General features: G+C 62.2%; 7 protein-coding genes and 1 pseudogene. 2 read left to right on the forward strand and 6 right to left on the reverse strand.

Features of this window, described 5'->3' with window-relative positions; all coding sequences use genetic code 11:
- Positions 1 to 211 precede the first annotated feature (211 nt).
- Together H535_RS0120085 and H535_RS29205 are read left to right on the forward strand one after the other, a co-directional pair.
- Positions 212 to 775, forward strand: a complete 564-nt coding sequence (locus H535_RS0120085) for a dihydrofolate reductase family protein (protein WP_026820950.1) — start codon at positions 212 to 214, stop codon at positions 773 to 775.
- A gap of 6 nt (positions 776 to 781) precedes the next feature.
- The gene (locus H535_RS29205) at positions 782 to 928 is read left to right on the forward strand and encodes a hypothetical protein (protein ID WP_155838798.1); all 147 of its coding nucleotides are present in this window, start codon (positions 782 to 784) and stop codon (positions 926 to 928) included.
- 7 nt (positions 929 to 935) lie between these two features.
- On the opposite strand, the gene H535_RS26960 is transcribed toward H535_RS29205, so the two are convergent.
- The 6 genes and pseudogenes from H535_RS26960 to H535_RS26965 form a co-directional block, all read right to left on the reverse strand.
- Positions 936 to 1,409, reverse strand: a complete 474-nt coding sequence (locus tag H535_RS26960) for an SRPBCC domain-containing protein (RefSeq protein ID WP_035770297.1) — start codon at positions 1,407 to 1,409, stop codon at positions 936 to 938.
- Between the two features lie 13 nt (positions 1,410 to 1,422).
- Positions 1,423 to 1,854, reverse strand: a complete 432-nt coding sequence (locus H535_RS0120100; protein ID WP_026820951.1) for an SRPBCC family protein — start codon at positions 1,852 to 1,854, stop codon at positions 1,423 to 1,425.
- A complete protein-coding gene (locus tag H535_RS30445) occupies positions 1,841 to 2,209 on the reverse strand; it encodes an ArsR/SmtB family transcription factor (RefSeq protein ID WP_081416845.1) in 369 nt (122 codons plus the stop codon). The genes H535_RS0120100 and H535_RS30445 overlap by 14 nt, the downstream gene beginning before the upstream one ends.
- Positions 2,210 to 2,641: 432 nt before the next feature.
- Complete coding sequence (locus tag H535_RS0120110; protein ID WP_026820953.1) at positions 2,642 to 4,114, reverse strand: TniQ family protein; 1,473 nt, start codon at positions 4,112 to 4,114, stop codon at positions 2,642 to 2,644.
- Positions 4,089 to 5,153: an ATP-binding protein gene (locus tag H535_RS0120115; protein WP_035770298.1), complete on the reverse strand. Its 1,065-nt coding sequence runs from the start codon at positions 5,151 to 5,153 to the stop codon at positions 4,089 to 4,091. The genes H535_RS0120110 and H535_RS0120115 overlap by 26 nt, the downstream gene beginning before the upstream one ends.
- Positions 5,150 to 6,333 (reverse strand): annotated as a pseudogene (locus tag H535_RS26965) (DDE-type integrase/transposase/recombinase); the annotation flags it as partial. The gene H535_RS0120115 and the pseudogene H535_RS26965, both read right to left, overlap by 4 nt.

Raw genomic sequence — 6,333 nt, forward strand, 5'->3', positions numbered from 1 at the left:
GGGCCTGGCGCCGCAGACGCAAGGGATCGGATTTGCGCGAGGATGTCACGATGCCCTACAGCAAGTCCATCCCCGAAAGCGGGCCCGAATGGAGTTCACCGATGATTTTCGGTGATACATCCCGTCTAGATCCGAGGATGGAAATAGCGAAGGGAGAATTCATGACAAGCTGCATAGTGGCAACCAGTCCCGACGTTGGTTGCGTGGACCAATGGGACGTGTAATTTACTCTGTTGCTTCTTCGCTGGACGGTTACAACACCGATGCCCAGGGCGACTTCTCATGGGCCATGCCAAATGAGGAAGTCATCGCTGCAGTGACTGGCGACTTAGCGGATGTGAGCACCTATCTCTACGGGCGTCGCATGTACGAGGCGATGGAAGGTTGGGAAACCGACCCTTCCATCGCAGCCCAGTCACCCGAATCCGCTGTCTTCGCTGAAACATGGAAGGCCGCCGATAAAGTGGTCTTCTCATCGTCGCTGACCGAAGTACGGACCGCTCACACACGCCTCGAACCCGAATTGTCGATCGCCGCCGTCGAAAGGGCGCGGCACGAGGCGGAAGGTGACCTGACCATCGAAGGACCAACTCTGGCCAAGAGCGCCCTGAAACTTGGCGTCGTCGACGTCATAGAATTACTCCTCTGCCCCGTCCTGGTCGGCGGGGGAACCTCAGTGTTCCCAGTGGGCATTTCTGCCGGTCTGCGCCTCACGCGCCACCGACGCTTCACCAACGGAATGCTCCAAGTCACCTACGAAGTAGATCGCCACTGACGCCCCATGCTGCAAGAAGCGCACCGGCAAACGCTCCCCAAACGGGAGACGTCCTTGGTCGACGGCGAAGTTGAGGAAATGGGCCGGGATCTCATTGGCCCAGTGCTCGACGCCGAGTCCAATTCCTTCGAAGTGGAAGTCCAGGTGGAGTAGTCTCCCCTCACCCGAGGACGTCGCGATAGTGTGTGGCTTTTGCCTCGTCGTCGCTGGGATCGTGGTCGAAGGGCTCCCCCGCCAGGTGCGCCTCGAGAGCTTCGACGCTGGTGTCCCAGCCGGCTGCGATGCGGGGCATCCATTCGAGGTCGAGGATGGTGTTGCTCAGGTATAGGACGGACCGGTCGCCGTCTGGCTCCACGGTCCAGCGCAGGTGCTCACCCGACCAGTCGAACGCGAACACGCGCGGTGGGTTGAACTCTGTCACGCGAGAGTATTCCGCCTCTTCGCCTTCGAACAGGAATGCGATGCGCCCACCTTCGCGCGGCTCGTACTCGAGACGACATGGGAACCAGTGGACCAGCTCCTCGGGGTCGGTGATCGTCTGCCACACCAGCGTCGCCGAGTACGGCAAGCTGCGTCTCAGGAGCAGGACGGAATTGTTCGGATCGGTGCGGTCTACTGTGATTTCAGAGCTCATGATGCCTCCTGATCTATTCGACGATGGAGCGTACGCCTTCAAGCATGGTTCCCCATCCGGAAGCCGTCTGTTCGGCGTAGCCGGAGAATTCAGCTGACATTTGGTGGGTGATGGTGACGATGCTTCCACTAGCTGCCGGCGCTATGTCGATGGTGACTGTGTCGGGTTCAATGTGCTCATCAACGCACCAAGTAAACGATAGGCGGTGAGGACGCTCGACGGCGAGGTAGGTGCCCCAGTGCCGGGCCAGTCCTTCCCTTCTTTGCTGGTCGAAACGGAAAATTCCGCCAACACGAGGATCCGTCTCAACCCGGACCATTTCACCCAGACCAGGGCTGAACCAGTGCGGCACGAGGCCGGGATCGATCCAGGCGTCGAAGACCTTCTCCGGCGCGGACTTCAGTTGCTTGGTGACCACGGTGTCCAGGGTCTTAACGGAATCCATCTGCTTGTCCTTTCTGCGATGCTCCGGGTGTTGGTTCTTCTTGGAGGAGTTCGTCCATGGCGCTCAAGGAGTCGCTCCAAAGCTGCTCATAATGCTGCAGCCACTGCGTTACAGCAGCCATTGGCTGCGGACATAGGCGACACCGATGATCACGGCCGCGGACTTCCCGGTGCACCAGGCCCGCACTCTCCAGCACGCGAACGTGCTTGGAAACCGCGGCAAGCGAGATTTCGAATGGAGCGGCGAGTTCAACGATGCCGCGTTCACCCTCGCTAAGGCTGCGGACAATGGTGCGGCGGGTGGGATCGGCCAACGCATGAAACGTTCTGTCAAGTGTGGCGCTTTGAGTTGTCACCCGGTCAGTAAAACATGATCACCAGCAACATTCAACCACTCGGTAAAATAAATACCCCGCTCTCGTGATCAAAGGAAGAAAGGCTTCGCCCTCTATGAGAGCAGCTCACGGCAGCGGAGATCAGAGGACCAAGCGATTAACGACGTATGGAGTCGTGGGCCGCACACCGACCGGCAAAGTCCACTTCTTTGGTCTCACTAACGGGCAACCGCCGGACCTCAAATTCGATGTCGAGGTCTACCCTGATCTGCACACCCCTCGCTAACAGATGCTCCCTACAACCACACCGAATATTGCTTCGCCCGTTAATCGGTCAAGGCTGTGGAACGCCACCCTGGTCCTGGCTGACAAAGAACGCGCCTGTACAGATCCACCTGCCGTCAGACGTCAGTCTCATAGCGACCAGTCCAAATGTTCCAATGACAAATCGGTTCAGCAGAGGTGTTGGTAGTTCGCAGGTGGGAAGCTGGGGTCGCCGCCGGTGTGATCGGCCCACTGCCGCAGCAGCTCATTGCCTTGCCCGCCGTGGGAACCGTCGCCAGTATCCGCGGCGGTGTCGAAGAAGGATGGGTGGGCCGCTTCGCGGCGTAGCTGTCCGTAGTCGATGGGGTCCTCGGCGTCCCTGAGCCGTGCTGCGAGCCGCTGCAGGGTTGTGGTGATTTCGGTGGTGTCGTGTTGTTCTTGAATCTTGTGCCACCAACTTGGGATGCGCAAGTGGTCCTTGTATTGCAGTCCGAGCCGGTTGCCGGTTCGGGACCATGATTCGCCGGTGCCGAGCCTGACGGTGAGCACGGCCATCCCGATCCGGTTCAACGTCGATATGCCGATGTTCAGGGTGTCGAGGATGTCGGGGAAGTATCCGGCCGGGACCCGGTCAGCCAGATGCACACTGCACGCGGCGGCCGCCGCCGTGCGTGCTGCCGGCGGCTGGACGCTTGTGGTGGCTGCTGCTGGAAGCGCCGTGGTGGCGTCGATGGTGGTGATGGTTTCTATCAGCTTCCGGTGTCCGGCGGCGAGTTTGGATAGCAGGTTGGCTGCCCTGATTCGGGCGGCGGACCCTGCCGGGTTCGGAGTGGGTTTGAGGGTGAATCCGTCGAGGAAGTCGAGGATTCCCAGGTAGTGGTTGAATGCTTCGCGGTTGATCACGTCGGTGCCGAACCACTCGCTGATGGCGTTGGGCCACCGGTCTGCATTCCGGGACAACTCCAACAGTGTCTGCTGTCCGGCGGCTGCCTGAGGATCGTCTACCGCTATCGGATCGGTTTGGCGCAGGTCGTGGCCGCAGCGGCGGGTGCGCCGCCGCCCATCCCGGTGGGTAATGATGGTGCCGGCGCATTCGCATCCCGGCGCCCGGGTCCACAGCCAGGCCGTGCCCCGCCACGGGCGCTGCCCGCAGGCCGGGCAGACGGTTTCCAGCCGGACGTGGTGGGCCGGGCAGATCACCGCCATCGGGTGGAGCCAATCGGCCAGCCACCGCCCATGATTCGCCTGCAAACAGGCCGGGCAGAACGAGCTGCCCGGCATGGCCGGACCCAGCACCGTCCCATGGGTCCGGAGAATGTAGGAGGTCAGGGTGGGCCGGAACCAGGCCTCACCCATCGCCCGGATCGTCGAGGTGGGGTGGCCGGTGGCCGATGCGGCCTGCCACCCGTCCCGGGCGGCCGCCCGGTGGAAGGTGTCCAGGTTCTGTTTCCTGATCGGCAGGCCCATGGCCTTGGCGATAGTCTTCGGGTCCGACTGGTAGATCCCGGCCATGGCCTGCAGCCAGCTGCCAAACGTCTCGCCCCCGACCGGCTCAATCCGTAATGGCCATGGCCCCGTATCCGCCGATGGCACCACCCCGTCGGCAGCACCGGGGCCGGCGCCTGGCTCGGCTGGTTCAGGCGGTGGCGCGGGCCGCAGCATTATCGAGTGCCGTTGAACGGATCATCGCCGGTGTGATCGTCTCCGCCCCGCCGGTGATGGCCATAAAGCAGCACCGGTCCACCAACGACACCAGCGAGGCGATATGGCCCTGGGTCCGCTCAAACATCAGCTCCGCATGATCGGTCAGCATCCCGGTTCGGGCGTCGGCGAGGATGATGTGCTGCTCAATAGTTGCCAGCACGTCGGCCCAGGCCCTCGCCCCGGCATCAGTGGAGATCGTGAAGGGTTCGACCGGGCACAACGTGGTCCGCCTCGCCGTCTGCGCCATCGCAGCCGACTCACCGGTCATCCCCTCATTGAAGAACGCCTTCGAAGCCAGCCCGACGCCGGTATAGAGGAAAGTGACCGGCAGTTCGTTGGCCAGCCACTTCAAATGATTACTCACCTCCACCCCGGTACGGTGGCGGAAATCCACAAAATGCAGATCATCGACCACGATCAGTCCCGTCTCGCACCGGCCCACATATTCGGTGGCCAGTGAGGCGAGTTTCGCCGCCGTGAGCTTCTCAATGGCCGGGTGCCCGTAGAACTCCACGATCTGACGGTTCAGCGACTTCAATGTCATATTCGCCGCCAACGACACGAACACCACCGGCACCCGCTGATGCCCCGCCGAAGTCCTCTCACCCAGTCGGCGGATCTGCCGGCGGTGGAAGCGCCGGGCGTAAGTGGCAGCGATCGTGGTCTTGCCCAACCCCGGCGGAGCATCAATGGCCACGCCGCCTTTGATCCGGCCGCCGTCGCGGGCATTGGAATACATCACCTGATCCAACACACTGACCACCGCGGTCAGTTGGTGGGTGCGGATCACCGGCATATTCACATTCCATACCCGGCGGCACTCATCATAATCCTCCCGCTCCTCCTCCCCCAGCTTCGACAGTTCCGCCATCGACAACCGCCGCAACGGGCGGCGGGACTGATCTTCGGCGAAGGCGAACCACCCCGACCGATGGGAAAACCCCAACCCCCGCGGGTGATTATCCCGCAACCAACGGGACCAGATGTTGGTGCTCATTCCATGAACTCCAACCCGCCCTCGGGATGATCCCGGTAATACCTCTCAAACACATCCAACCCCTCATCATCCTCCTGCCCGGTCGGATTGCCGGCCGGTTCAGGTTTCTTCGGGCTGCGCCTGCTCAACAAGTCAATGACACCGGGATAGGAGGCCGCCACGCGTGCATCCTCACGATCCTTGCCGTCGTGCCGGCTTTCGTCGTCGAGGGACGGGTCGGTGGTGCGTTGGGCGCTGAGCCGGCGCGCCAGTGATCGGTCGCGGCGGCTGCCGACCTCCCCCTTGGCCCAACTGGCCAGCAGCTGCCCGACCGCCTCATGCGGGTCCACGTGACGGTTTTCCCGGATGGCAACCGTCTTAGCATAGTCCGCCGCGTCCTGGCTGAATGGTGCATCCAGCCCCTGGGCGAACTGCCACTCCAGTGCCGACCAGTCACCGGTCTCGGGGTCGCGGAAGTAGATCTGGCGGATGTCGTGGGCGTCGTAGAAGAAGGGCCACTTGCCGGCGTGACGGCCGCGGTAGGCGGACTTGATGTTCCGGTACCCATTCAGTCCCGGCCCGTTATAAATCTGGCCCTTCACCTCCACCCCGTAATGCTGGATGGTCCGCCAGTGCACCTGCAGGAACTCATAGGCCAATTCCGGCCGGGCGGGAAGCCGCAGCACACCGGTGCGGGCCCGGCCGATATCGAACAACTCCGCCGGGGAGAAGAACATCCCCGGCAGGTCGGGCAGTTGCAGGCTCGAGTGCTTCGTTCCGTGATACACGGTCCCGACCCATTCGCGGATCAACTGCTCCATCTCCGTGACCAACAAGTACGCCTGATCCTCGATATCCTTACCACGTGAATAGACGTCCGGGCCCTTATAGGCAGGCAGGTGCTGCAGGAACGATTCCCGCAGTGTCCTGAAGAACCGCTCCACTGCCGGTTTGTCCGTCGGCTTATGCGGAATCGCCGGCTGCACATTAATCCCCAGCCGGGCGCAGGCACCAATCACATGATCAGACACATACTGCTTGCCGTGATCGACCACCACCGTCGACGGCACACACCCCCGATCCAAGGCCTCTTCACCGCCGGGGACGAGAACATTCTTCGGCACACCGTGATACGGAAAACCATCCCCGGCATCGTCACCGGCCGGTGGGCGCACCACCTGGAACAGGACATTGGCGACAT

The sequence above is a fragment of the Arthrobacter castelli DSM 16402 genome (assembly GCF_000430705.1).
Lineage (GTDB): Bacteria > Actinomycetota > Actinomycetes > Actinomycetales > Micrococcaceae > Arthrobacter_C > Arthrobacter_C castelli.

Excerpts from the sequence above, each read along its gene's own strand:
- H535_RS0120085 (WP_026820950.1), top strand. The coding sequence starts at position 212 with ATGGGACGTGTAATTTACTCTGTTGCTTCTTCGCTGGACGGTTACAAC.
- H535_RS0120110 (WP_026820953.1), bottom strand. The coding sequence starts at position 4,114 with ATGCTGCGGCCCGCGCCACCGCCTGAACCAGCCGAGCCAGGCGCCGGC.
- H535_RS0120115 (WP_035770298.1), bottom strand. The coding sequence starts at position 5,153 with ATGAGCACCAACATCTGGTCCCGTTGGTTGCGGGATAATCACCCGCGG.
- H535_RS0120100 (WP_026820951.1), bottom strand. The coding sequence starts at position 1,854 with ATGGATTCCGTTAAGACCCTGGACACCGTGGTCACCAAGCAACTGAAG.
- H535_RS26960 (WP_035770297.1), bottom strand. The coding sequence starts at position 1,409 with ATGAGCTCTGAAATCACAGTAGACCGCACCGATCCGAACAATTCCGTC.
- H535_RS29205 (WP_155838798.1), top strand. The coding sequence starts at position 782 with ATGCTGCAAGAAGCGCACCGGCAAACGCTCCCCAAACGGGAGACGTCC.